This window comes from [Clostridium] symbiosum (assembly GCA_036419695.1).
In the GTDB taxonomy this organism is placed as follows: Bacteria; Bacillota; Clostridia; order Lachnospirales; family Lachnospiraceae; genus Otoolea; species Otoolea symbiosa_A.
Genome location: CP143946.1, coordinates 4,998,652 through 5,022,392, shown reverse-complemented (window position 1 = coordinate 5,022,392; position 23,741 = coordinate 4,998,652). Strand labels below are relative to the sequence as shown.

Sequence of the window (23,741 nt, the reverse complement as noted above, 5' to 3'; positions counted from 1 at the left end):
AAGATATTACATAACGTGCTGCCTGTGCGCCGCAGGGGCTCCTATCGTCTGGAGAACAGGCGGATTTTCTCCCGGACCAGTTCTTTGACGCAGCGTTTTCCGTTGTTTGTCATGGTATAGTAATCTTCACTGCGGGACTCTGCGTTCAGACCCTTCACATAGGACAGCCGGACTTCGGTTGCCACATTAATTTTGCGGATGCCTATCTCAATGGCGGTCTTAATCATATCTGCCGGTATGCCGGAACCTCCGTGCAGCACGAGGGGGGCGGGGCATACTTCCGCCACTTCCCGGAGCCTGTCGAAATCGAGGTTTGGCCGTCCCTTATAAAGACCATGGGCATTTCCGATTCCGACAGCGAGAGCGTCTACGTCCACTGCGGAGGTAAAATCAACGACATCCTGCACTTTGACCAGAAACGGTTTTGAATCGTCGTGGGAGATGTTATCCTCGGAGCCCAGTATGGCACCCAGCTCGGCTTCCACCGAAGCGCCTACGGCATGGGCGGCCTGTACCGTCTGTTTTGTCACGGCGATATTATCTGCCAGCGACAGCGTGGAACCGTCGATCATGACGGAGGAATAACCGGCCCGCAGCGCCTTTATGACCTGTTCGAAATTCTGGCCGTGATCCAGATGCAGGACAACTGGCGTTTTCATCTTTCCGGCCAAAAGAGTGACAATAGAAGCCAGCGCTTCCAGTTTGCCGTCCTTGATAGCGGCCTGCCCGACGGCGATGATGGAGGGGGCATTTTCCTCCTCAATTGTTTCTAATACAGCCTGGGCGATTTCAAGAGTATCTACATTAAAAGCCGGTATGGCAATCTTTTTTTCTTCCGCAATTGGAAAAACTTCATTCATTGTAACGAGAGACATATGTACTTCCTTTCTATATTTCCTGCAAAGAGCGGGGCGGCGTTACGGCCGCTTTGTTTTTCATAAACTCCATGACTTTTTCCATCGGAGGGATCGCCGCGCGTCCTCCCAGACCTTCGCAGGACAGGCTTGCAAAAATATTGGAAAATCTCATACTGCGTCCGTAGTCCCATCCTTGGTTGATGCAGTAGAGGAAAGCTCCGTGGAAATTATCACCGGCGCCGGTTGTGTCCATAACCCGGACGGGGATGGTTTCTTCCTGGTAGAAGGTCTTCCCATCGCAGGCGCAGGAACCGGATTCGGCCGAAGTTACGCAGGCGAACCCGGCGCCCTTTTCCACATAGAAATAGCAGGCCTCTTTTGGAGGCAGACCGAGAGTTGACATCGCCGTTTTGTTGTCCGGAATATAAAAATCCGCATAGGGGAGCAGTTCCAGGGCGAGATCCTTTGGAATGTTTCCCCCGTCAATGGAGATCAGGGCCTCCGTATGTTTTTTGCAATATGCGCACAGTTCCAGCATGGTTTCCGGGTTCATAACGCCGAGATGGATGATCCTGCTGGATTTCAAAATGTTTTTGTCAATCATGGGGAAAGTCAGCTTTTCAATACAGCCGCCGAAGCAAGTAAGACAGCGCCTGCCATCCTGTTCTACCTGAATCATGCTGGTAGATGAATAATGATCTTTTATGGCAAACAGCTTTAAATACTGAAAATTCTGTCTTTGTAAATCATTCCTGATGAAATTGCTGGTGTCGTCATCGCCGACGGCGGTGATAATTCCGGTAATTCCTCCAAGACTCTGGTGTGCTGCCGCCGCGGTGCTGGATACACCGCCGCACGCGGTGGTGAAGTAGCTGGCGGCAATACGCTGGTCACTTGCCGGAGGCGCATTGACAAGCATTAGGATGTCCTTGGTACTTGAACCAATGAACAGACTGTCAAGCGAATGCATAAATCCTCCTAAATATAAAGTTGATTTACAAATGAAAACGAATATCGTAATAGGATGTGATAAGGTATTGATTAACTTGATTGTAAAACCGGGGATGGAAAATGTCAAACACTTTTTGCAACAATTTTAAAATAAAATGTAAACGTATTATAGTGCAATGTAAAAACATATCAAGAAAAATGAAACATGTTGCATCTCGCCATTGACTTTTTGTCCGGCTGTGCCTAAAATAGAAAATAAGTAAACGACACAGATTAAAAAGTAAACAGGAAACGAAAAACCGATGCGCAAACCGCAAGTTCTGCGGCCGGGGCATTGCTCTGCGCGCATGGAAGGACAGTATGAGGAGGAATCCCATGGTAACAATGAAAGATGTTGCAAAAGCTGCAGGCGTCAGCGTTGCAACGGTTTCCAGAGTGATAGCCGGCGCGTCTTCCGTATCTCCGGCTACTCAGAAGAAAGTAATGGACACGATAGAGGAGCTTCAGTATTGCTCGAACAGCCTTGCAAGGGGACTCAGGCAGCAGCAGACAAATCTGGTGGCGGTCCTGCTCCGGGATATTTCCCACCCCCTCTATGGAGATATGCTGCGGGGGATTGAGGACGTCCTGAACACCAACGGATATATCCCGCTGTTTTTCAACTCGGACAACGACAGCTCATGCCAGGACGAGGCGTTCCAGTCGGTGCTGTCCATGGGCGTGGCAGGAGCATTGGTAGCTCCCTGCAGCGATTATGAGGCGATTTACCAGAGGAGTTCGGCCCAGGATTTTCCCACCGTTTTCATATCGGAGGGAAGGAATAAAGGGAAAAAGGAAAGCGCCTCCGGCAAGGTGTACTGCGATACGTATAAGGCGGGCTGTATTGCGGCCGAGGCCTTTGCGGTGTCGGGCGTCAAGCGCTGCATTTACATAAGCGGAAAAAATGCGCCTGCGCTTAAAAAGGACTACCTGTACTCCGGCTTTTCCGAAAAATGCCGTGAAACCGGGATCATTTACAGCGCCGCGGACGGGTTTTACAGGGAGGAAGCGGCGGAGCTTACCAGGCAGAACGGCAATTCCCTTGGGATACTGGCACGCAGTAACTTCCAGGCTGTCGAGATTATCAATGCCATGAGGGAGGAAGGATTCGGGATACCCGATGAAATCAGGGTTATAAGCTTTGAGAATACGATTCTGGCAAAAATGACTTCTCCTGCCGTTTCCGTTCTCGGCGCGACGGGATACCAGATTGGAATGTCGTCGGCCCAGCATTTAATTGGAATTATTCAGGGAAACAACAGGAAAGAACCGGTGGTGCTGGAACCGAAATTAATACGGAGGGGGTCGTTGTAGAATGGCGTTAAAAGACAGGACAGATATCCTGGTAATTGGAAACCTGAACCTGGATTTGATTTTTGAACAGCAGAACATACACCAGGATGCCAGAAAGAAGATCGGCGAATCTTTTTGCCTGGCCCCGGGAGGCAATGCCAACAACCAGACAGTGGCCGCGTCCAGATGTGGAGTGCCAGCCCGGCTGGCCGGAATGACGGGTGACGACTCATTCGGGCAGCAGCTTCGGGAGTCCCTTGAAAAGGAGGGGATTTCCACGGAGCTTTTAAGAACGGTGGAAGGCGTAAGCACCGGCGTTTCTCTGATCATCACCTCCAGCAACCGGGAAAACCAGTATTGGGATGTGCTGGGAGCCAATGCACAGATGGACACGGACTGTATCGAGCAGTTAAGGCCGTATATCAGTGAGGCGAGGATTCTGCTGATAGGTCTGGGAATTCCTGAAAAATCCATGATCCGTGCGATTGAGATAGCGAATGAAGCGGAAACAACGGTAATGTTTGTAGCTTACCAGTCCAAAACCTTTTCTTCTGATATTCTTGGAAGGATTGATGTGATGTTTTTAGACAGCTCAGAAGCCGGGAAACTGTCCGGCTGTGAGGTGACAAACTTAAAGAGCGCCCGGGTCGCGGCCAGTATGCTGCTGAAAGGCGGAGTGAAGCAGGCCGTGCTGATCCATATGAAGTCAAAATTCCTGCTTCTTGCGGGCAATGACGGCTTCAGTCTTTTTGATGCTCCGAAGGAACCTATGGTGGATGCGTCCACGATGGACGATACCTTCTCCGGAGTGTTTGCCGCCTGCATTGTTAGAGGGATGGAGCTGGAAAAAGCGGCGGAGATTTCTTATGCGGCAGCAAATCTTTGCGGCAGCCGTTTTGGGGCGCAGACATCGATTCCGACAAAAGAGGAGATGCAAAAGATATTCGGCGGATAAAAGAGGAAATAAAATGGATGATTTTATCTGTAAGATTGTGGTTCTGGATGATGATCCGACGGGAATCCAGACGGTTAACGGGGTTTCTGTATATACAGACTGGTCGGAAAAAAGCATTCGGGAAGGATTTAGAGAAAAGAATAATCTCTTCTTTCTGCTGACCAATTCAAGGGCAATGACGGAAGAAGAGACAATCGCCACGCACCGCCTGATAGGGGAGCGTGTTGTTAAGGCATCGAGGGAATCCGGCATACCGTTTCTCGTTATCAGCAGGGGGGATTCAACCCTGAGAGGACACTATCCCGCCGAGACGGAGACACTGCGCCGTACCATAGAACAGGTTTCGGATATCCGCTATGACGGAGAGGTGATCTGTCCGTTTTTCCCGCAGGGAGGAAGATATACGTCCGGCAATATCCACTATGTTTCAGACGGCGGCAGGCTCATTCCGGCCGGTGAAACGGAATTTGCCCGTGATAAGACGTTCGGCTATAAAAATTCCCATCTGGGAAAATGGGTGGAGGAGAAGACCGGGGGGGAATACGCCTGGGAACAGCAATGTTATATTGAGCTTGAAACACTGCGAAGCAGAGATTATGACCGGATAGAGGGGCAGCTTAGACAGGTCGGGAATTTTTCGAAGGTAATCGTTAACGCGATGAGCTATGAGGATCTTTATGTATTTAAGACTTCGCTGCTCCGCGCTATGAAGTCCGGGAAACATTTTCTGTTCAGGACCGCCGCTGCCTTTGTACAGGTGATGGGAGGAATTGAAGAACGCAGCCTCCTGACCGCAAAAGAACTGGTGGAAGAGGGCGACCACCGCGGGGGGCTGATTGTAATCGGTTCCCATGTAAGTAGGACTACCGAACAGCTGAATGAACTGATGACCCTGGAAGGGGTAATCCCCGTGCCGTTCTATTCCGGGCTTGTCGGCCGCGCGGGTGAATTTGAGGCAGAGCAGGCCCGTGTACAGGAGCGCATAGAGGAAGAACTGGAGGCCGGGCATACGGTTGCGGTATATACGGAGCGCCGCCTGCTTGTTCCGGATTCCGATGATCCGGAAGATGCCCTGAGGCTGTCCCTTCTGATATCGGATGCAGTGACGGGATTTGTAAGAAAACTGAAGGTGAGGCCGCGCTTTATTATAGCAAAAGGGGGAATCACCTCGAGCGAAGTGGGCGTAAAAGGCCTTGGTGTGAAAAAAGCATATGTGGCGGGGCAGATTCTGCCGGGCATCCCCGTGTGGAAAACCGGGGCAGAGAGTAAATTCCCGGGCCTGCCCTATGTAATATTCCCCGGTAATGTGGGAGAAAAAGATTCATTGAAGAAGATAGTGTCGGACCTGATGAAGTGAGACGGCCGGACGGAAAGTGAGGATATAAGATGGAGATTATAGAGAGAAATAATATGCCTGTAGACGAATTGCCGGGGCGCGATATCCAGCGCGCGGTGGGGAAAAACAGCGCTTTTGAAAGCGGCGCCATGACGGTCGGATATGCCTCTTACAGCGCGAAGTGCGGTGTGATGGAGCCTCACTGCCACGCGGAGGAGACGGTGGTAATCTTTGACGCTGAAAAAGGCCGCGTATGCTGGGGAGATACGAAGGATAATCTGACCCATAGCCGGGAACTGGAGCGCGGAATGATCCTCCATATTCCGGAAAATGAATGGCATGCCTTTTATTACGATGAGGGTGGATTTGTAGATATTGTGTTTATTTACGGGACTTCCGAGAATGTCAGGCCGGAAGATAATAAATAGGGTGAAAGACAGGGGAACAGATAGAACGATAAATAAAAAAATGCCTTAATTTTAAAAGGGCAAAAAGTGCGGGAATTACACCGGTGGGGGTGGTTTCCGCACTTTTTGCGCGGATCTGGTCCGGTTTGGCAGCCCGCGCCGGTTTGCAAATCCTGGCCAGTTTGAGAATCCGTGACAGTGCACGAATAAAGGCAGGTGGAACCTGTTTTGAAATGTAACGATTGCATCAAATGTAATGAAAATATTATCATGAAAAAGCAACAAAATGTATAAGATAAACAAAAAATATTGGAATATCAGAGGATTAATTCCACATTTTGGATAATATAACCTACTTTTTTTACAAAAATACACCTGTAAAAAGGTTTCATGGGTTTCAATATTGACTTTGAAAAGTGCGGGATATAATATAGAACTATAAATGATAAACGTTTACATTACTTGTGATAAGGTGTTGTAAATGATGTATCAAAGACAGACAAACGGTAGCGCTGCCGTTAGTTCCGTCCTATGTAACAAATTGAGAAGAAGTGATTGTGTAACCATAATAAACAGATTGTTAGTTCAGGAGGAAACCTATGAAAAAATTAATGTCGTTAGCACTGGCAATGGCACTGACCGGAATGACACTGGCGGGCTGTGGCAGCAAAACAACCGAACCGGCTGTGACGGGCGGTGAAGTGGAAACAGAGGCTCCGAAAGCACAGACAGAGGAGACAAAGGAAGAAAAAGCGGATCTTGATTATCCAAAGAATAATGTAAACGTGGTAGTGCAGTATTCGGCCGGGGGTCCTACGGATTTATCGGTGAGGAGCCTGTTGGATACCGGAGCCGAACAGCTCCCGTCGGGAGTTACCTTTGCAGTTTCCAATGTAACGGGCGGCTCCGGGCTGATTGGCGTCAACCAGTTTGCCAATTCGAAAAACGACGGCTACACCCTGGGTGTCATCAATATTGACCTGGCTATTAATTATGCGCTGGGAAGAACAGAATTAAACCCGGCTGACTTTGAACCACTTTCCATGGCCCTGGCCGATCCTTATGCCCTGTTAGTCGGCGCCGATGTCCCTTACGATGATATCAAAGGATTTGTGGAATATGCAAAAGCGAACCCGGGAAAGGTGGTTGTGGGTGACAGCGGACTTGGTTCCGCCCCGTATCTTGCGGCAGTTGCAATCGAGAAAGAATTCGGTCTGGATGTAAAACACGTATCCTTTGACGGTACGGCTGATATCATTACGGCAGTGGCCAACAAGACGGTGGATGTGATGTTTATCCAACCAGGTTCCGCTCTCAGCCAGATACAGGCGGGTAACATAAAAATGCTTGCGGTGCTGTCCGACGACAGAATGACCACCTACCCGGATGTACCGACGGCTAAAGAAGCCTATCCGGATCTCGATTTCCAGATTATCGGCTGGGTATGCCTTGCAGCACCGAAGGGAACACCGGCGGAAATCGTTGATTATTTAAAGGAAGTGTTAGGCGGGGCATCGGTTTCCGAACAGTATGCTGAGACACTGAATGGATTAAATATGCAGGCCATTTCCACGAAACCGGAAGAGCTTCCGGAATTCATTAAAGCCCAGGTTGCGTTTTACCAGGAGATGTGCAAGGACATAGAGGTTGAATAATGATGTAAGAGAACTGCTTCGGCAGTATGGTTAAAAGATTCTTTTTCGTATTGTTTACGTTTACTTGATTTACCTGTCTGTTATTAATCTGTGATTTATTTACCTGTTACGGTTCACGGCCCTGCAAAAAAACGCAGTTCTGTGAACAGCAACGTTTACTTACCATCAGTAACTGCAGTTCATAGCTGGAACTTGCTGCCGCCGGGATGAAACGCCGGGCGGCAGCATGAATATGCCGATTGTTTTTAAGGAGGTATTTCGTGAAGAAATTCAATCTTGGTACAGCGCTGGTTATGATATTACTTTCAGTCGGCATTTTTTATCAGACGAAGGATATGCCGAAAACCTTTAACCAGGCTCCGGGACCGGGATTCTGGCCCCGGCTGCTGGCTATCGCGATTTTTATTCTTTCGGCCGCCCTCGTTGTGCAGACCTATGCAGAAAAAATGGACTGGAAAGAGGTGCTTGTCGATGTAAAAACGCCGGGGGTACAGAGAGTATTTATGCTGTTTGCCACATTCGCCGTTTTTGCAGTTTCACTTAATTATCTTGGATTTATTATTACTTCTCTGATTTTTGTACCTGCAGTTATGCGGATACTGGGAGAAACACGGGTTAAATGGCTGTTTTTAACCAGTGTGGGGACGACGGCGTTTGTCTATGTGATTTTCGTAAAATGCCTTCGCCTTGTCCTTCCGGCTCCGTTTTTTATGTAAAGGAGGGAAAAGGGTATGGAAGCGTTAATTGGGGCGTTATCGGTCGCCTGCCAGCCTATGTATCTTCTTTATATTGCCGCGGGCACGCTGTTTGGGATTTTTGTCGGCGTCATGCCGGGGTTGTCTTCTGTTATGGGGCTGTCGATTATGCTGCCGTTTACGCTGACCTTAAAGGGAAGCGGCGGGATTCTGATGATGCTGGGGCTGTTCTGCGGAGCCATCTATGGCGGCTCCATAACGGCGATTCTGATTAATACGCCGGGCACCGCAAATTCAGCGGCGACATGCCTGGACGGCAATCCAATGGCAATAAAAAAGGGGCAGCCGGGGAGGGCGCTGGGCCTGTCCACTATGGCCTCCACTTTTGGCGGCCTGTTCAGCGCCGTGATGCTTTTATGGACAGCGCCGCTGCTGTCGAAGTTTGCCATGAAGTTCACGCCTCCGGAATATTTTGCAATGGCGGTATTTGGGCTGAGTATTGTCACCAGTGTTTCGAACAAAAACCTGTTAAAAGGGCTTTTGTCCGCGGTAATTGGACTGCTGCTCGCAACGATTGGCATTGATTCCATTGCCGGGACAACAAGGTTTACATTCGGGACCATTTATCTGACAGGGGGAATTTCCTTTATTCCGGTGCTGATCGGACTCTTTGCTTTTTCTCAGGGACTGATAACGACGGAAGAGAATTTCGGGAAGCTGGTTAAAAAGGTAACGCCTAAAATTAAAAGGACGATACCGACGATGGAAGATGTAAAAAGAGTATTTCCCACCATGCTCCGCTCCTCTGTCATCGGGACGGTAATCGGTGCAATACCGGGAACGGGCGGCGATATAGCCAGCTGGGTCTCTTATAATGAGGCGAAGCGGTGGTCGAAACATCCGGAAGAATTCGGCAACGGCGCGCCGGAGGGGATTGCGGCGCCGGAAGCCGCCAATAATGCCATATCGGGAGGCGCGTTGATTCCCCTGCTGACAATCGGCATCCCCGGTGACTCCGGAACAGCCGTCATGCTCGGCGCTTTGATGATGCAGGGTATTATCCCGGGGCCTTTGCTGTTTACCGAACAGACCGACAAGGTGTACTTAATTATAGTAGGATTGTTTCTGGCAAACATTTTTATGGGGCTTCTTGGGTTCGCGGGAATCAGGCTGTTTTCAAAAATCGTAGCGATACCCGACGTAATTCTGACCCCTATGATTTTTATTTTCTGTTTTGTGGGCACCTTTGCGATGAACCACAATATCAGCGATATTTTTCTGATGATTGTTGCTGGTGTTCTCGGATACTTTATGCTGAAAATGGATTTTTGCGTTCCGCCGCTGATTCTGGGCCTGATTTTAGGCAGGACCTTGGAAAGCAACCTGAGGAGGAGCCTGGTGCTATCGGATGGCAGCCCCGTTATCTTTTTGCAGAGGCCGATTGCATTCGTACTTTTGATAGCGGCGTTTCTATCGCTTATTTATCCGATTGTGCTGCCTTATATACGGAAAAAAGGTGGGAAAGTGGAAAAAATGTAATAATTGAAACGGCCGGATGGGGCTTAGAATGAAAAGATTAATATGAGAGTTTAGGGACGGAATCAGTTTTCCGTCCCCTTTTCATATCTGCATCTGGAAGGAATGTGGTATTGCTTAATTTTATACTGAAGACTGCGGCGGGATATCCCGAGGTAGTCGGCTGCTTTCTGCCGGTAACCGGAACAGGCGGCAAGGGCCTCGAGAATCTGTTCGCGGGATGGGCCGCTCCGGCTGTACGAATAAGCAGAGGCCGGTGAGAGACCGTCATGGATTTTCTGTGCGTTTAAAAGGGAGTAACCGGAACTGTCAGAAACAGGCGGCGCCTGCGGCTCCGGAGAGGCAGACAGCATGTCGGGAGGGATAAGCGTTATTTCCCTGGCCGCACGCGGCGTCATCACCACCATGCGCTCCACAAAGTTCCGTATTTCCCGGACGTTTCCGGGCCAGTCGTAGTTCTGTACTTCGTTCAGGACGGAGTCGGAAAAACTTTTCTGTATATTATATTTTTGGCAGAAATAATGCAGAAAATGGAGGCACAGGGGGATGATGTCCTCCCGGCGGTTCCGCATCGGCGGAATGGTGAGGGGGATAACCTGGATACGGTAATAAAGATCCTCGCGGAAGGTTCCGGTCTGTACCATCTCATTCAGATTTCGGTTTGTGGCGGCAATCAGGCGGAAATCCACTTTTTTTACCCGGGTGGAGCCGATTCTCTGTATGCTCTTTTCCTCAAGCGTGCGGAGCAGTTTTCCCTGTACGCTGAGGGGCAGGGAATTGATTTCATCCAGAAACAGGGTTCCTCCGTCGGCAGCTTCCACGAGGCCGGTTTTGCCCTCACGGCTGGCTCCGGTGAAGGCGCCCTTTTCATATCCGAATAACTCTGCCTCAATCAGATTTTCAGGGAAAGCGGCACAGTTTACCGTAATCAGCGGTTTATCGTTACGGTCGCTGTTATCGTGGATATAGTGGGCGAGTATCTCCTTGCCGCTGCCGGATTCTCCGCAGAGAAGAACAGTGGAATCCAGGGAGGCCACATTGGCGGCGATGGACAGAAGCTGTAAAAAAGCCGGGCTTTTTGCAACGATGGACGGTTCCTCGGCGATCGCTGAGAAATTGCTCCCATAATTGACGATTTTATGCTCCTTCAGCAGGGCGGTATACAGCTCCTCAAAGGATTTTACATCCTGGAGCAGGGTAATGACATATTTTATATTTCCGAACTCGTCAAAAATTGGAGTGCCCGTTACAATACGCATCCGCGTGCTGCCACTGCCTTCCGGGTTATGGAGACCCTTATAATACTGGAGGCGGCTGATGCGCTGTTTTTTCTCCATTACGAGATCAAAGACGCAGACATCCAGAACGCCCAAAAAGTCGTGCACGTTCATTTTCAAAAATTCAGAACGGGGAATATTGCGCCAATTGATCAGGTTTGTATTGACAAACAGGTAATTTCCTTCGCTGTCATACAGGGCAATGCCGACATCAATATTGTCCAGAATTTCCGTATAGGGCAGCTGGCTGTAAAGATCCTGGGTAGCCATAAAGGGGTCTCCTTTCATCTTAATGGTGGTTATGGCCATTTTAGCATAAATGTGAAGTGGAGACAAATAGGGATTTAATTGAGGAATGAGAACGCCGCCGGGACGGTCGGGGGGCGGGATGGTGAGAGGGAGGTTGTGAGTCTTCAGTCCCGGCTTGCAGGTTGTCGCGGGTGGGGAATCCGGGCAGAAAAAGTTCCTGCGGGAAACGCTTGCGCTCTTTGGAGTGCATAACGGACACTAACCTCGAAAAGACCTCGGTAAGTGCCGATGAACTTCAGGTTCCCTGCGGAATCTTTTTCTCCCTTCTTCCCCACAGGCAGGTTATGGACCGTGACTGAAGACGCCGAGGTTTTCGCCATCCCGAACCCCGGCCTGCGGCCGCTGATTTATTCTTATTCCTTCAGGGGGGAGAGGTACTGTCGCTGCCACTACGTTTTCTCGATTTTAGGAGAATGTCTCACGTTTGGTATTAAATTGATGAGTCTTAGTTTTAGTGCCTGACCTGTCCTTGAATTACCATTGAATTTTTAGATTAATCATAAAATTTAGCTTTGGATTTATCTTTGAATTCAGCCCGAAACACCTTCAAAAGGTAAAAGGTTCACGATTACATAGTGGCCGAGACAATACCCCCCCCTTACTTGACGAAAGAGACAATCAGCCCCTGAAGCCGACGGACAGGGCGACAACCTTCGCTGAGTCTTCAGTCCCGTCGACAGCCTGCCCGGGGAAGGAAGGAGAAAACTTTCCGAAGGGGGCCTTGGAGCCCGCCGGTGCTTAGACGGCGTTCTTTGACGTCTTAGCATCCGCTGTGCGCTCCACAAGCGGGAGCGAGTCCCCGTAGGAATTTTTTCTCCTGGATTCCCCCTCACCACAACCTACCAACCGGGACTGAAGACTCATAAATAACCTCCCACTCCCCCGTCCGCCGTCTTACAGAGGCGTCCTCGCATCTCAACTAAATCCTCACAGAATCTCACTAAAAGTCTGGATCCTCGTCCGAATTTGCTCATAGCTCTTATTCAGCGTATCCACCTCAACCGTCAGTGAGGGAAAACCTGCGGCCCGCAGATCCGCCTCAAAGTATGGCTGGTCATATTCCTCCGGATCGCAGAACTTCATCAGGCAGTTGATTACGCCGTCGGCTCCGGCCGTTTTGCACAGGTCTGCCAGCAGCGTGCCGCGCGGTTTGCCGATCTCATGGATCAGGCTGCAGCCGTGCCGAGCGTTCCATTGCAGGGCAAGACGTTTCAGCCCTCCCCCGCCTTTTAACGGGGTGTCGGTGCGGTACTGGCGCATTTCCTGGGCGAGATCGTCGCCTGCCACCGCGATGTTATTGTCGGACAGAATTTCCAGGAACTCGTCGGGTTCGGCGGTAATGCCGGTGAGGACTACTTTTTTACCGGTGAAATTGCAGGCCGGAAGCTGTTTCAGGCCGGCAATTATTTCTTTCACAATGGCCGTATGTTCACTCTTTTCGTAGAAGAAAGCGCTCTTCATAACGGCATGACGGACGACGGGAGTGATGACGTCAAGGTGATCCAGAGAAACAGCCGCAAATTCACGCATGGTTACATTGTGTTCATTGTAAATTGCGATGGATTCGCAGAGGGCTTTTTCATTCATCATCTGCCCGGTGATGGTGGAAAGCATGACGAGTACATTTTCATATTCACTGATCAGGTAGTCGACACTGGCCGGGGAGGTGCGGTTCTGGGGATATACAATGGGAACCATTGGAATGGAGGGGACGCCAAAACGCCAGTTCTGGGTCATGCACCGCAGGGTATCGCAGGCAGCCGGGATGATGACAGCGGACAATCCCTGATAAGCGCCGTTTAACCCAAGCTCCATATTGGCCTGCATGATGGGACAGGCAAAAGCGGGCAGGTAGCTCTTTGCCAGAATTAATTCCGTCTGTCCGCCCCAAAGCCCCATGGGGATCATGCCGGATGCGTGAACCAGTTCCTCCGGTGTATAGGGAGGAAAACAGCCCACGACCTTTTTGCCCGAGGCCAAATAATAATCGAGCCGTGCGCGCGGATTTTTACACGCCGCCTGCAGCAGGGATATAGTTTCGTATAAATCACTCATTGATCCGATCCTCCTTTTTCTGTCTCATTACTTCAACCAGCCCCTGAATCCTGGTCTCAAACTGTGCCTCGCTGTAGTTGCGGTAGTCCGCCTGATCGCCGTCGAAAGAGGTGAAGGGGACGCCTGCCTGATTTGACAATTGTCTCTGGACTTCCATCATCTGGCAGTCCATCACTTTACAACTCCTGTTCACATGGTAAATTGTGCCCTCACATCCGAAGCGTTTCAACGCCTCCAGACGGCGGGATACCATGGTGGTGGCGTTGTCTCCGTTGGTGGAAGCAAAACAGTAGGCGCGGGCCATTCCATCCAGATCTTCATACTCTATTGCCCATGCCTTGCCGTAGCTGGAGGCGACCATATTAATCCCGTACTTCTTAAGCGTTCTTAAGTTGTGGCTTAAGTAGGGCCAGCAGGCGATGCCGTCCCAGGAGATCCGGAACTGTTCCCCGACCGGGAAGGTAGAGGTCCCGTCCTTTATATGCTGCTCTATCTCGGCGTTCAGCTGTTCCAGTATGGCAGTGGAGGATTCTTTTCCGCGGTTGCACACCATGGCCGACATGTAGTTGAACAGCTCGAAGCCGCTTAACGGGGAGGGCCTGCGATCCAGAAGATCATTGGCACGCTCCCACAGCCTGCTGTTGTTCTGGCTGATTTTCATGATTTTCTGAAAACGTTCTTCATTCCACGGCTTTCCGGTAAATTCACACAAATCCTGAATCAGTTGGTCAATTTGGGCCCGGACATAACGCACCCTGGTTTCCGTCACATAGTCATAGGGATTGTAGCAGGTGTCGATAAAAAAGATGGGAATATCCATCTGTCTGGCCAGGTTCTCATACCATTTTGTGAGCTGGTTGCAGATATTGTTGGTCAAAAGCAGGAAATCCGGTTTTACCATTCTGCCGCCGTCGGGCAGTTCAATGCTGCTTTCACCGTTCAATACGGCGGCATAAGCCAGATTGACCTTTGCATAGGCGCAGAGGTCGTTTGAATAACCGAGTGCGCCCTCGCATTCCTGCAGGAAGGGATCCGCCTGGTGTCTGGCCGCGATTCCGGCCGAGTGATTTTCCGGATAGAGGATGTTAAGTCCCAGCGTTTCGGGGATCTCCTGCGGAAAGATGGACGCGGACCAGCCGACCTTCTCCCCCCTCTCTTTTGCAAGACGGGCATTTTCAAAAAGCGCTGCGGTCTGCTCGTTTAACATGAGCATACTTTTGGGTTTCGGTTTTTTCGGCTTAGGGGCAGGGGCCGTACTTACTGCATCGGCTGTGACTGCACTGGATGTGACTGTATCGGTTTTGTATTCACTCATTATTGTCTGATTCCTTTCATTTCCTGTTTTAGCGGATTTCACCCGCCTGGTACATAGACTGAATTTGTTCTTCCGTATAACCCAGTTCCTTAAGAATGCCGGCCGTGTCACAGCCGATCGGGCCTGAGGTCCGGCATGGGATTTCCGCCGGGTTAACGGAGGCAAAGTGGACGGGACTGTTGGTAAAGACGGTTTTTGTCCCGTCGGGATACTCGTGGAAATAGGTATAATGGTTTGCCTGAACCTGAGGATCGTAAGGTACATCTTTAAAGTGATATACAATCTCATGGGGCAGATCGTGGGCATTTAGCAGCTCATGCCAGTAGGAGACCGGCTGCTCCGCAAATTTAGCATCGAGGATTTTGGTCAGTTCCCGTTTGCTCTCCGGGGTATAATAGGCCTGCTGTGTGGAAAAACGGGGATCTTTCGCCACTTCGGGAAGTCCAACGGTGTCACAAAATTCGGCGAATCTGCGGTAATCCACGATGGCCAGATAAATCCATTCACCGTCCGCGCCCTGGTAGGTATTGCTGCCTGCGTGGCTGCAGTTGTAGCGGTCACGCGGGAACTTCCTGCCATTAAAGCCGTTCAGAAGTCCGGTGGAAAGAATGAAGGTGCCTGCCTGAAGCAGGGAGACATCCACCTTTTCACCCTCCCCCGTCACCGTTCTTTTATAAAGGGCGGCGGCGATACCCGCAGAAAGCGCCACCGCGACGCTGTGGTCGCCCAGGCCTGCCACGGTCATAATCGGGGGGCCTCCCGCCGGGGCCAGATCACCCAGCAGGCCGGTCCTGGCGCAGAATGCCGTATAATCGTAGCCGGGCCGGTATTTTTCGTCTCCCTCACTTCCGTATCCCAGCACCGAGGCGTGAATCAGCTTTGGAAACCGCAGCTTTAACTGTTCATACGTAAGTCCCATTTTTTCCAGGGTGTGGATGCGGTAGTTTGTCAAAAAAACATCGGCTCCCGAAATTAGTTTGATGATGGCGTCCAGCCCCTCTTTGGAACGGAGATTTAACGAAATAAACCGCTTATTCATATTCTGCATGTCGAAATTGGGGTTGGCCGTTTCGGTGCAGGGGGACAGGGATGTGCCATATTGCTCGCGCCATGCATCGCCGTTCATGGATTCCACCTTGATCACATCCGCTCCCCATTCTGCCAGAATGCGCGCCGTCATGGGACCGGCCAGCATGGTGGACAGTTCGATTACTTTTATACCTTCCATTGGTTTCATAGTTCAGTTCCTCCTGTAAATCTTTCTTTTTCTGTAATTTCCTGCGTATCCGGTGTCTGCTACTTTCCTTTAAATACGGCCTCTCTTTTTTCAAGAAACGCGGCGGTTCCTTCCCGGCGGTCTTCGGTACTGAACGCTACCGTCTGCGCGATCCGTTCAAACAGAAGACCCGTATTGATGTCGGTATCCATCCCGACGTTAATTGCCATTTTCGCCATGGACACGGCAACAGGCCCTTTTTTCATAATCAGGTGGGCCATTTTAAGGGCGGCGGCCATCAGTTCCTCCCTGGTGTTTTCCGTCACCTGGTTTACCAGGCCCATTTCCTTTGCTTCTTCCGCCGTGAGGATGCGTCCTGTGTAAATTAATTCTTTTGCTCTTCCGACTCCAATCAGTCTGGAAAGGCGCTGTGTCCCCCCGGCTCCCGGAATGATACTCAGCCCGGTCTCGGGCTGGCCGAACCGGGAACGCGCCGTGGCAATCCTGATATCACAGGCCATGGCGAGCTCGCAGCCTCCGCCCAGCGCATAACCGTTGATAGCGCAGATGACTGGTTTATAGAGGTCTTCCAGCTCTTTGAGAGCTACGGAGGAGGTGCCGGGCAGCATCTTCAGGTAATCGCGGTCGTGGATTTCCTGTATGTCGGCTCCGCTGGCAAGAGCCTTGTCTCCGGCTCCGCTTACGATCACCACCTGAACGGAATCGTCAATCCGCGCCATTTCCACTGCGGTCCGGATATCCTTCCACATGGCCGGGGTAAGGGCGTTGCGCGCCTCAGGCCGGTTCAGGGTCAGGTAGAGAATCCCATCCTCTATTTCATATAGAATATTTTCAAAATTCATAGGTAAGTCTCCTTTCATGCTGGGATGAAAATCAGTGGGGAATTATTTTCCTTCTGCCCTTTTATACAGCAAGAACCATGCCAACAGATTAAAACGACACAAACTGCGGCGGGTCTCCGGTCTGCAAAGGCACAGGTTTTTGCACGTAAAACGGATCGGAACGTGTTTCAAAAGGAGAACAGGCAGGCAAAAATAACTGGAAGCAGCGAAGAAAATAACTCATGGCCACTGTATAGAAAATAAAAAATACAGCCATTTTCGGAGAAGGTGGCAGCAGGAAGGATGAGATAAAAAGTGCAATAAATTCACTTTATATGCACTGAAATGCACTTTTTGTGCACATGTTTGACTAATGCTGCGGGGAGAAGCCGCAGTTTTACCCCGTTATAAAAAATATGGAAAAAAGTATGCTCCATTTTGTAGCATTAATTTTGAAAATAAATATTCGAAATTAATATGAAAACCGCAGCTTTATTGGCATAGAACAGGCCGGCTTTCAGAATTGGCATGGGTGATATTGTAAAAGTTGGCACGGTTATTGCTCTAATAAAAAGCAGTAGAGATCCTAAAAGGCAAAATAGAAAAGGAGGTTCTTCAATATGGAAGAAGTCTATATTGTAAGCGGCGTGCGCACGGCAATCGGAAAATACGGAGGCTCGCTGAAGAGCGTTCCGGCCCATACGCTGGCAGCGGCTGTGATCGGAGAAGCCGTCGGACGGTCCGGGGTGGAATCGGAGCGCATTGATGAGGTGATTTTAGGGGAAGTGCGTCAGAGCACGGAGGCGTCCAACATTGCACGCTGCGCGCTTCTGGAGGCAGGCCTTCCGGAATCCGTGCCCGGTTTTACCGTGAACCGTCTTTGCGCATCGGCCATGCAGGCGGTCTACAGCGGATGTCAGGAAATATGGCTGGGAGAGGCCGACTGTATTGTGGCGGGAGGAACGGAGAATTTAAGCCGCGCCCCCGTATTTATCCGGAACGGACGCTGGGGGGACGGGCCGATGACGCTCGTCGATTCCAACATAGAGGCTGGAACTACGGCCCAGCCGCTGTCCGTATATGGTTCCGGCCTGAGTATGCCGAAGACGGCGGAAAACGTGGCGGAGCGGTTTGGAATCAGCCGTGATGAACAGGACCGATTCTCGGCAGAGAGCCAGCGCCGGGCGGCGGCCGCCATTGAAGCCGGTTATTTCAAGGAAGAGATTGTTCCGGTGGAGGTGAAAGAGAGAAAAAATACGTTCCTTTTTGACACGGACGAATTTCCGAAACCGGCCACGACGGCGGAAGTCCTGGCAAAGCTCAAACCGATTGTAAAGCCGGACGGGACCGTTACGGCGGGAAATTCCTGTGGGCTCAATGATGGAGCGGCCTGCCTGGTGCTGATGAGCGGCAGAATGGTAAAAGAGACGGGGGCAAAGCCGATAGCCAGGATAGCCGGAATCACGTCGGCTGCCCTGGACCCGGCCATCATGGGATACGGACCGGTAAAAGCCACGGAGAAACTGCTGAAAAAGCTGGGAATGACGGTCTCTCAAATTGATTTGACGGAGCTGAATGAGGCGTTTGCCTCCCAGTCGGTTGCCTGTATCCGGGATTTGGGCCTGAATCCGGAAAAGGTGAATGTAAACGGCGGGGCAATTGCCCTGGGACATCCTCTGGGATGCACGGGAGCGCGCCTGCTTGTCACGCTAATCCACAATTTAAAACGCACCGGAGGCCGGACTGGCCTTGCGACACTCTGCATCGGAGGCGGCCAGTCCATGGCGGCGGTAGTGGAGATGGTTTAAAGAAAACGCCTTATGGATTGATGGAAAATGCAGAGTGGATGGAATTCCAGAAAATGGAAGACGATGTGGGGAAGCGTCACTTTATGTGAAAGAGCGAGAGAGGTATAATTATGAATGCAGAAGAAATAAGAACGGTTGCCGTGATTGGCGCCGGGGCGATGGGGCAGCAGATTGCGATGAATACCGCCCTGAACGGCAGAAGCCGCGGTTACAGGGTTATTCTGTGCGACAGCTTTAAAACGGCGGTGGAGAAAGCAGGAAAGTGGGTGGAGGATTATCTGGCGGGCCGCGTCCTGAAAGGACGCCTGACACAGGAAGAGGCAGACCGGATCGCGTCAAATTTTACGGTTACGGAGGATGTGGAGGGGGCGGCGGCCGAAGCTGATATTATCATTGAGGCGGTTATTGAGAACCTGGAGGTCAAACGGGAGCTGTTTGGGAAAATCAGCAGGCTCTGTAAGCCGGATGCGATTCTGGGCACCAACAGCTCCAATATCGTAAGCTGCAAGCTGGCGGATGTGACGGTGAACCCGGAACGCCTTTTGAATATACATTATTTTAACCCGGCCCTTGTCATGCAGTTGGTGGAACTTGTGAAAGGTTCCCATACATCCCCGGAAACCATAGAGACTGCAAAACAGTTTGCACTGAGCACGGGAAAAGCGCCCATTGTGATTAACAGAGAAATTGCTGGATTTGTAGCAAACCGGATCAATGCCGCCGTGGTGCATGAAGCTTTGTCACTTCTGGAAAAAGGAGTGGCATCGGTGGAGGACATTGACACAGCCTGTGAAAAGGGGCTTGGCTATCCCATGGGCCCGTTCCGTCTGATGGATTTGACGGGAATTGATGTGAATTATTATGTGCGGGTGGATCGCTTTGCGGAGAGCCATGATCCATTTGATGCGCCGAACCCGCTTGTGATTGAGAAATTTGAAAAGGGTGAGTACGGAAGGAAGACCGGCAGGGGCTGGTATGAATATCCGGATACTTCAAAATAACAGTACTAGAATAATTTGGGGTTAAAGCAGCTGACGAAAGAAGGGGGAACAGAAATGACTTCAAGTACAATAGCCATTATTATTACTATAATTACAATGATTCTTTTCTTTATCAATAAACTTCCAATGAGTGTGGTAGCCTGTATCAGCACCCTTGCAATGGGTATCCTGATTCCGGAGATGAAACTTTCACAAATCTATTCGGGATTTGGCGGAAGTTCAATTGTGATGGTGGCAGGAATGTGTATTGTCGGCGATGCATTATTTCAGACGGGAATTGCGCAGAGAATAGGAGCAAAAATTGCATCGACTCCCATTGCGAAAAATGAGAGAGTATTTATTGTTGCTATCGTTATAATCTGCACGATAATGAGTGCGTTCTTATCCAACTCAGGCTGTATCGCTATGTGGATGCCGATTATTGCATCCATTGCAGCAGGTTCTCAAGGGAAAATCCGCTCTAAGATGGTAATCTTTCCAGCCGGAATAGCCTGTATTATCGGGGGCGCCTGTACCCTGGTGGGTTCGGTTTCACAGGTTACTGCAAATTCCATTTTGATGGGATACGCAGGCTATGAAGAAGGTCTGGGAGTGTTTGATATGAGCCGCATCATGGTTCCGGCGGCGATACTTCAGGTAGTGTTCTGGGCGACCGTCGGTTACTCACTGTTAAAATGGGCATTAAAACCGGGCAGTCCGGATTTCGACAAAAATAATTCTTTTGCAAACCCGTCGAATGCTGCGGCCCAAACGATGGCTGACATTCCGCGATGGAAGGGAACTCTTTCGGTTGTCGTTCTCATCGGATGTATTGTACTTTTTATCCTCTGCGGATTTGTTCCGTTCAAAAATTATTTTAATATTGCAAACATTGCTCTTCTTGGCGCAACCATACTTTTCGCAACCGGCTGTGTCCCTGTAAAATCGACATTGGCCGAGCTGCCCTGGGACGTATTAATCTGTATCGGTGCAATCACAGGCCTTGGCACGGGACTGGATGCCTCCGGCGGCGGTGCGATAATTGCAAACTTTGTATTAAATATGTTTGGCGGAGAAAGCGCATCAGTGATTGTCCTTACCGTTGTCATTACAGTACTGACCAGTGTACTGACGCTTTTTATGCAGAATGGAAGCGTGGCCGCCATGTTGACCCCAATTTGTATATCCATGGCGCTGGCGCTGGGGATTAGTCCCGTTCCCTGGGTAATTGTAATTGCTATCGGAACAAATCTTGCCATTGCCACGCCTATTGGAACAGCTGTAAATATGCAGATTCTGCCTGCGGGATATACATTTAAGGACTTTGTTAAAATTGGCGGGCCTCTGTTTGTCCTGCTGGTGGCAGCCGTATCGGTTTTGAGCTGTGCAATGCTTTTCTAATTGGGAAAGAATATGTAAAGTCTGCCGGAATAAAGATACGATAAATGAATAATGCAAAAGAAATTCCAGAGGCAAAGCCGGTTTTCGAAAAAGAGGGCCGGTTCCACCTCTGGAGTTTTTTTAACAAATAAACTTTATCTTTGTAAAGCACTAATGCATATAAATGAACGGATTTTGACAAAATGTCACCTATTGGTAGAGAATTGTATGAATTTTATCAATTCTATAACATTTAATAGACAAGTCTGAAGTAAATAGTTATAATAGTATACAAATGTGCGGAGGGAAACGAGTTTTGCATGGTTTGATGAATGGAAAAAGCAGGCTTGAACTATAATAAAACAGATAGAATTCAACATTTCATGGGGAGCTGCACATGCTGTACCATCATCGGAGGATTCCGGGAGATGGTAATTTTTTTTAACAAATATCAGAAGCTAAGGTGGTGAGGAGATGGTCAAGGACACGATCCAGGCCGTAAAAGAAGCAGAGGAAAAAGCTGCTGAGATGATTCAAAAAGCGTCCGAAGAAGGGAATGCTCTGATTGGGAAGGCGAAGGAAGATGCTTCCCAGATGCGCGAATCAGCCCTTAAGGAAGCCAGGGAGAAAGCCGTCAAGGTACGGGAAAAGCTGGCCGGGGAAGGCGAGCAGTTTCTGCAGGAATCAGTTGCGGCGGCCGAAGAGGATATCGCTTCCCTGAAGTACAATGCCGGGAAGAAGACGGAGGAAGTAATTAATAAGGTTATTTCCGAACTTATTTAGCGGCATATTAGCAGAACGTTAGGAGGGATGCGGACATGGCAGTATTGCAGATGCAGAAATTTAGTATCTGTGCACTGAAGAGGGACCGTAAAGAGGTTCTGGAACTTTTGCAGGCTGCCGGCGTGATGGAGATCACTCAGGAAGCAGAAGAAGACAGTGTATTTAAAAAGATGGATACGGCGTCTTCGAGACAGATGTTTGACAGGAATGCCGCCCTTGCGGATCAGGCTCTGGAGATCCTTCAGGAATACGTTCCTGAGAAGAGCTCGATGTTTTCCGCTCTGGAGGGCAAAGCTCTGACAGACCGGGAGAAATTCGGCAAAATTGCTGAGAATGCCCAGACCGTCCTGGAGGACGCAAGGCAGATCCAGGCGCTGAATAAGCAGGTGGCGGAGCAGAAAGCAGGAATTGTCAAACTGGAGACGCAGATAGAGAGCATGAAGCCCTGGCTGGGATTAGACATCCCCTTAAGCTGCCAGGAGACGCGGACTGCTTCGGTTCTGGTCGGAGCGGTTGCGGGCGGAATGACGCTTGACCTGCTCTATCAGGCGGTGGCCGAGAGGGCGCCGGGGATAGAGGCAATGGATATCCAGGTAGTAGGGGCGGATAAGGATCAGACCTGCATCACGGCTGTCTGCCTGAAACGCGACTCGGAACAGCTTGAAGAAGCGCTCAGGTCGGTGGGATTTGCAAGACCGTCCCAGACGGTCCAGGAGATTCCAGCACAGTACGTCACGGAGCTCCGTGCACAGATTGAACAACTGAATAACGAAATTGAAAATACCGTAAATAAACTGAAAGTGTATGAGGGAAGCAGGGAAAACCTGAAGGTTTTATCCGACTATTACAGGATCAGGGCGCAGAAGTACGAAGTGCTTGGACAGCTCGTCCAGTCGGAAAAGACATTTATCGTCACAGGATACGTTCCCAAGAGAAGCGTGGAAAAGCTGGAAGGAACGCTCACATCGCGTTTTGACCTGTCCTTTGAGTCGGAGGATATCCCGGAGGACGAAGAAGCCCCGGTACTTCTGTCCAACGGCCACTTTGCTTCTGCAGCGGAGGGAATCACGGCCTCCTTTGGCCTTCCGGCAAAAGGGGAGATTGACCCGACGACAATCATGTCGGCCTGTTATGTGTTCCTGTTCGGACTGATGCTTTCGGATGCAGCGTACGGCCTGATTGTATTCCTGGCCTGTTTTATCGCACTTAAGAAGTTCCCGAGAATGGGAGAGAACCTGCGAAAGTCACTGCGGCTTTTTATGTACTGCGGCCTTTCCACTCTGTTCTGGGGAGTTTTGTTTGGAGGATATTTTGGAGACGCGGTAAATATTGTCAGCAGAACCTTCTTCGGGCATGAGGTTTCGATCCCGGCGCTCTGGTTCGTACCGCTTAATGATCCGATGAAGATGCTTGTATGTTCCATGATATTCGGCGTCATCCATCTTTTCCTGGGACTTGGAATCAAGGGATATATGTATCTGAAGAACAAGGACGTCCTCGGCTTTGTATGCGACGTCGTATTCTGGTATATGATGCTTGTCGGCCTTGTTATGATGCTGATCCCGACCGAGCTGTTCAGCTCGATCGCACAGATTCAGATCGTATTCCCGCCGGCGGTAAGCATGCTGGCAAAGTGGATGGCTATTCTCGGAGCCGTCGGCATCCTGGTGATGTCGGCCCGGACGACGAAGAATCCGGCGCTCAGACTGGCTCTCGGCGCTTACGATTTGTACAACATATCAGGCTGGCTGTCTGATGTGCTCTCTTATTCAAGACTTTTAGCCCTGGGACTGGCAACCGGCGTTATCGCTTCCGTTGTCAATCAGATGGGCAGCATGTTTGGTTCCGGCCCGATAGGCGCAATCCTGTTTATTGCAGTCTTTTTATTCGGCCATCTGTTCAACCTGGCAATCAACCTGCTGGGTGCATACGTCCACACATGCCGTCTTCAGTATGTGGAGTTTTTCGGTAAATTCTATGAGGGCGGAGGAAAAGAATTCACGCCGTTTAAACAAAATACGAAATATGTAGATATTAAGGAGGATTTATAAT

General features: G+C 50.1%; 20 protein-coding genes. 12 read left to right on the top strand and 8 right to left on the bottom strand.

All coding sequences use genetic code 11. The features are described from left to right. Positions 1-41 precede the first annotated feature (41 nt). Positions 42-875, bottom strand: coding sequence for a class II fructose-bisphosphate aldolase (locus tag V3C10_22460; GenBank protein WVP62036.1), 834 nt, complete (start codon positions 873-875; stop codon positions 42-44). Between the two features lie 13 nt (positions 876-888). Next, positions 889-1,827 carry a carbohydrate kinase family protein gene (locus V3C10_22455; protein WVP62035.1) on the bottom strand — a complete coding sequence of 313 codons (939 nt, stop codon included), beginning with the start codon at positions 1,825-1,827 and terminating at the stop codon, positions 889-891. A gap of 356 nt (positions 1,828-2,183) precedes the next feature. On the opposite strand from V3C10_22455, the gene V3C10_22450 reads away from it, so the two are divergent. From V3C10_22450 to V3C10_22420, 7 genes are all read left to right on the top strand, one after another. Beyond that, positions 2,184-3,161 (top strand): LacI family DNA-binding transcriptional regulator, encoded by a 978-nt coding sequence (locus V3C10_22450; GenBank protein WVP62034.1) that lies wholly within the window; start codon positions 2,184-2,186, stop codon positions 3,159-3,161. 1 nt (position 3,162) lies between these two features. After that, a complete protein-coding gene (locus tag V3C10_22445; GenBank protein ID WVP62033.1) occupies positions 3,163-4,095 on the top strand; it encodes a PfkB family carbohydrate kinase in 933 nt (310 codons plus the stop codon). Between the two features lie 13 nt (positions 4,096-4,108). After that, positions 4,109-5,452, top strand: a complete 1,344-nt coding sequence (locus V3C10_22440; protein WVP62032.1) for a four-carbon acid sugar kinase family protein — start codon at positions 4,109-4,111, stop codon at positions 5,450-5,452. A 29-nt stretch (positions 5,453-5,481) separates the two neighbouring features. After that, on the top strand, positions 5,482-5,859 hold the full coding sequence (locus tag V3C10_22435; GenBank protein WVP62031.1) for a hypothetical protein: 378 nt from the start codon (positions 5,482-5,484) through the stop codon (positions 5,857-5,859). 578 nt (positions 5,860-6,437) lie between these two features. Next, positions 6,438-7,493 carry a tripartite tricarboxylate transporter substrate binding protein gene (locus V3C10_22430; protein ID WVP62030.1) on the top strand — a complete coding sequence of 352 codons (1,056 nt, stop codon included), beginning with the start codon at positions 6,438-6,440 and terminating at the stop codon, positions 7,491-7,493. 260 nt (positions 7,494-7,753) lie between these two features. Then, on the top strand, positions 7,754-8,209 hold the full coding sequence (locus V3C10_22425) for a tripartite tricarboxylate transporter TctB family protein (protein ID WVP62029.1): 456 nt from the start codon (positions 7,754-7,756) through the stop codon (positions 8,207-8,209). 15 nt (positions 8,210-8,224) lie between these two features. After that, positions 8,225-9,727 (top strand): tripartite tricarboxylate transporter permease, encoded by a 1,503-nt coding sequence (locus V3C10_22420; GenBank protein WVP62028.1) that lies wholly within the window; start codon positions 8,225-8,227, stop codon positions 9,725-9,727. 62 nt (positions 9,728-9,789) lie between these two features. On the opposite strand, the gene V3C10_22415 is transcribed toward V3C10_22420, so the two are convergent. The 6 genes from V3C10_22415 to V3C10_22390 all read right to left on the bottom strand — a co-directional run bounded on the left by V3C10_22415 (position 9,790) and on the right by V3C10_22390 (position 16,759). After that, the gene (locus tag V3C10_22415) at positions 9,790-11,271 is read right to left on the bottom strand and encodes a sigma 54-interacting transcriptional regulator (protein ID WVP62027.1); all 1,482 of its coding nucleotides are present in this window, start codon (positions 11,269-11,271) and stop codon (positions 9,790-9,792) included. Positions 11,272-12,048: 777 nt separating this feature from the next. Next, complete coding sequence (locus V3C10_22410; GenBank protein ID WVP62026.1) at positions 12,049-12,174, bottom strand: hypothetical protein; 126 nt, start codon at positions 12,172-12,174, stop codon at positions 12,049-12,051. Between the two features lie 63 nt (positions 12,175-12,237). Beyond that, positions 12,238-13,365, bottom strand: a complete 1,128-nt coding sequence (locus tag V3C10_22405) for a 2-hydroxyacyl-CoA dehydratase family protein (protein WVP62025.1) — start codon at positions 13,363-13,365, stop codon at positions 12,238-12,240. Beyond that, on the bottom strand, positions 13,358-14,578 hold the full coding sequence (locus V3C10_22400; GenBank protein WVP64686.1) for a 2-hydroxyacyl-CoA dehydratase family protein: 1,221 nt from the start codon (positions 14,576-14,578) through the stop codon (positions 13,358-13,360). The genes V3C10_22405 and V3C10_22400 overlap by 8 nt, the downstream gene beginning before the upstream one ends. 130 nt (positions 14,579-14,708) lie before the next feature. Continuing rightward, positions 14,709-15,917, bottom strand: a complete 1,209-nt coding sequence (locus V3C10_22395; protein WVP62024.1) for a CaiB/BaiF CoA-transferase family protein — start codon at positions 15,915-15,917, stop codon at positions 14,709-14,711. Between the two features lie 59 nt (positions 15,918-15,976). Continuing rightward, positions 15,977-16,759, bottom strand: coding sequence for an enoyl-CoA hydratase-related protein (locus tag V3C10_22390; GenBank protein WVP62023.1), 783 nt, complete (start codon positions 16,757-16,759; stop codon positions 15,977-15,979). 599 nt (positions 16,760-17,358) lie between these two features. Between V3C10_22390 and V3C10_22385 the strand changes: the two genes are divergently transcribed. The 5 genes from V3C10_22385 to V3C10_22365 all read left to right on the top strand — a co-directional run bounded on the left by V3C10_22385 (position 17,359) and on the right by V3C10_22365 (position 23,740). Continuing rightward, complete coding sequence (locus tag V3C10_22385; protein ID WVP62022.1) at positions 17,359-18,546, top strand: thiolase family protein; 1,188 nt, start codon at positions 17,359-17,361, stop codon at positions 18,544-18,546. 110 nt (positions 18,547-18,656) lie between these two features. Next, positions 18,657-19,547 (top strand): 3-hydroxyacyl-CoA dehydrogenase family protein, encoded by an 891-nt coding sequence (locus V3C10_22380; protein WVP62021.1) that lies wholly within the window; start codon positions 18,657-18,659, stop codon positions 19,545-19,547. A 54-nt stretch (positions 19,548-19,601) separates the two neighbouring features. Further along, a complete protein-coding gene (locus tag V3C10_22375; protein ID WVP62020.1) occupies positions 19,602-20,927 on the top strand; it encodes an SLC13 family permease in 1,326 nt (441 codons plus the stop codon). Between the two features lie 453 nt (positions 20,928-21,380). Beyond that, a complete protein-coding gene (locus tag V3C10_22370; protein WVP62019.1) occupies positions 21,381-21,689 on the top strand; it encodes a hypothetical protein in 309 nt (102 codons plus the stop codon). Between the two features lie 35 nt (positions 21,690-21,724). After that, positions 21,725-23,740: a V-type ATP synthase subunit I gene (locus V3C10_22365; protein ID WVP62018.1), complete on the top strand. Its 2,016-nt coding sequence runs from the start codon at positions 21,725-21,727 to the stop codon at positions 23,738-23,740. The last annotated feature ends 1 nt before the right edge of the window (position 23,741 follow it).

Coding starts and splice junctions, on each gene's coding strand:
- V3C10_22400 (WVP64686.1), bottom strand. CDS start 14,578: ATGCTCATGTTAAACGAGCAGACCGCAGCGCTTTTTGAAAATGCCCGT.
- V3C10_22420 (WVP62028.1), top strand. CDS start 8,225: ATGGAAGCGTTAATTGGGGCGTTATCGGTCGCCTGCCAGCCTATGTAT.
- V3C10_22460 (WVP62036.1), bottom strand. CDS start 875: ATGTCTCTCGTTACAATGAATGAAGTTTTTCCAATTGCGGAAGAAAAA.
- V3C10_22370 (WVP62019.1), top strand. CDS start 21,381: ATGGTCAAGGACACGATCCAGGCCGTAAAAGAAGCAGAGGAAAAAGCT.
- V3C10_22430 (WVP62030.1), top strand. CDS start 6,438: ATGAAAAAATTAATGTCGTTAGCACTGGCAATGGCACTGACCGGAATG.
- V3C10_22390 (WVP62023.1), bottom strand. CDS start 16,759: ATGAATTTTGAAAATATTCTATATGAAATAGAGGATGGGATTCTCTAC.
- V3C10_22435 (WVP62031.1), top strand. CDS start 5,482: ATGGAGATTATAGAGAGAAATAATATGCCTGTAGACGAATTGCCGGGG.
- V3C10_22365 (WVP62018.1), top strand. CDS start 21,725: ATGGCAGTATTGCAGATGCAGAAATTTAGTATCTGTGCACTGAAGAGG.
- V3C10_22395 (WVP62024.1), bottom strand. CDS start 15,917: ATGAAACCAATGGAAGGTATAAAAGTAATCGAACTGTCCACCATGCTG.
- V3C10_22375 (WVP62020.1), top strand. CDS start 19,602: ATGACTTCAAGTACAATAGCCATTATTATTACTATAATTACAATGATT.
- V3C10_22440 (WVP62032.1), top strand. CDS start 4,109: ATGGATGATTTTATCTGTAAGATTGTGGTTCTGGATGATGATCCGACG.
- V3C10_22405 (WVP62025.1), bottom strand. CDS start 13,365: ATGAGTGATTTATACGAAACTATATCCCTGCTGCAGGCGGCGTGTAAA.
- V3C10_22410 (WVP62026.1), bottom strand. CDS start 12,174: ATGAGTCTTCAGTCCCGGTTGGTAGGTTGTGGTGAGGGGGAATCCAGG.
- V3C10_22415 (WVP62027.1), bottom strand. CDS start 11,271: ATGGCTACCCAGGATCTTTACAGCCAGCTGCCCTATACGGAAATTCTG.
- V3C10_22455 (WVP62035.1), bottom strand. CDS start 1,827: ATGCATTCGCTTGACAGTCTGTTCATTGGTTCAAGTACCAAGGACATC.
- V3C10_22450 (WVP62034.1), top strand. CDS start 2,184: ATGGTAACAATGAAAGATGTTGCAAAAGCTGCAGGCGTCAGCGTTGCA.
- V3C10_22380 (WVP62021.1), top strand. CDS start 18,657: ATGAATGCAGAAGAAATAAGAACGGTTGCCGTGATTGGCGCCGGGGCG.
- V3C10_22445 (WVP62033.1), top strand. CDS start 3,163: ATGGCGTTAAAAGACAGGACAGATATCCTGGTAATTGGAAACCTGAAC.
- V3C10_22385 (WVP62022.1), top strand. CDS start 17,359: ATGGAAGAAGTCTATATTGTAAGCGGCGTGCGCACGGCAATCGGAAAA.